Below are 1,440 nucleotides of genomic sequence, written 5' to 3'. Positions count from 1 at the left end.
TCGCCATCCAGGAGAGCCAGGCCAGCGTGACATGCGACGAACTGCCGGCCGTGGCGGCCGACCAGACGCAGCTGGTGCAGCTGTTCCAGAACCTGATCGGCAATGCGATCAAGTTCCGCAACGGTCCGGGCCCACGGGTGCACGTGGGAGTCCGGCGCGAAGGGGACGGGTGGCAGTTCAGCATCAGCGACAACGGCATCGGCATCGCGCCGGCCCACTTCGAGCGGGTCTTCGTGCTGTTCCAGCGACTGCACAGCCGCTCGCGCTACGACGGCACCGGCATCGGGCTCACGCTGTGCAAGAAGATCGTCGAACGCCACGGCGGGCGCATCTGGGTGAGCTCGCTGCCGGGCGAAGGCACGACCTTCCATTTCACGCTCGCATCGCAAGGGAACAGCCTTGCCACGCCATGACCGGCGGCACCGGCCTGGCCTCTTCGCGCCCCATGGCAAGATGATCTCCCCCGGTCGTCTTCGATGCCGCCCTGCCAGGAAGCCCACTGAAACACGCCGCCGCTCCCGGAACAACGACGCAGACCCTGCGGCGCGGCCTCGTCGCCATCCTGTGTGCCGTGTCCCTGTGCGTCACATCGGCCCAGGTCGACACGGCGCAGATCGACCCGATCCGGGTGGCCTTCACGCTGAACTTCGCGCGCTACGTCACCTGGCCCGACAGCGCGCCGGCAGACGCGTTCCGGCTGTGCGTGTCGGCCGGCGATTCGCTGTACGGAGCGTTCTCGTCGGCCGATGGCACGATGGTGCGCGGCCGGCCGGTGCGGCTGCGTCGCATCGGGCCCGGCGCGGCCGATGTCGCGCGCTGCGACCTGCTGTACGTCGCCAGCACGACGGAAAGCCGCAACGCGCTGCTGCAGGCGGCCGCATCGCTGCCGGTCCTGACGGTCGGTGACGATCCGGCCTTCCTGCGCAGCGGCGGCACGATCCGCCTGTTCGCAGGCGACCAGCGCATGCAGTTCGACATCAACCTGACGCAGGCCGAACGCACCCAGCTGGTGCTTTCGCCGCAACTGCTGCGACTCGCCCGCACCGTCAACCAGGACAAGGCGCCGTGATGCAGCGACTGCAGCGCCTCTCGAAGAACGTGCTGGCCCTCGCCTCGCGCTGGTTCGGCCGGCAGCACCTGCCGCTGCGCCGCAAGACGGTCCTGCTGCTCGCGGTGAGCCTCGCCTGCGGGCTGCTGGCGCTCGGAAGCTGGCAGGTCGGGCGGCAGATCGCCGAACAGCAACTGGCCGCGCGCCAGCAGATGCAGGCGCTGGCCGCCGTGATGGCCGAAGGCACGGCCGCGGCGCTGGCGTTCGGCAATGCAGCCGCGGCCGGCGAGACGCTGGCGGCGCTGCGCGGCCAGACCTCGGCCAACCGCGCCGAGCTCTTCGACTCCCGGGGCCGGCTGGTCGCCGCCTACACCTCACCGCAGGCGGACCAC

The 1,440-nt window shown here is 70.5% G+C and carries 3 protein-coding genes; all 3 read left to right on the top strand.

Going from position 1 to position 1,440, the window contains the following annotated elements; all coding sequences use genetic code 11:
* Window positions 1-413 (top strand): sensor histidine kinase (locus tag AC1D12_RS33250; protein WP_477845364.1); only part of this gene is annotated, 413 nt, incomplete at its 5' end.
* Window positions 414-571: 158 nt separating this feature from the next.
* Window positions 572-1,069, top strand: coding sequence for a YfiR family protein (locus AC1D12_RS33245; RefSeq protein ID WP_052213041.1), 498 nt, complete (start codon window positions 572-574; stop codon window positions 1,067-1,069).
* Window positions 1,069-1,440, top strand: a 372-nt coding sequence (locus tag AC1D12_RS33240; RefSeq protein WP_477845363.1) for a CHASE sensor domain-containing protein, incomplete at its 3' end; no start/stop codon positions are given. The genes AC1D12_RS33245 and AC1D12_RS33240, both read left to right, overlap by 1 nt.

It is taken from the genome of Rhizobacter sp. P1_G5 (assembly GCF_056405435.1).
This window is presented reverse-complemented; position numbering and strand designations above follow the sequence as displayed.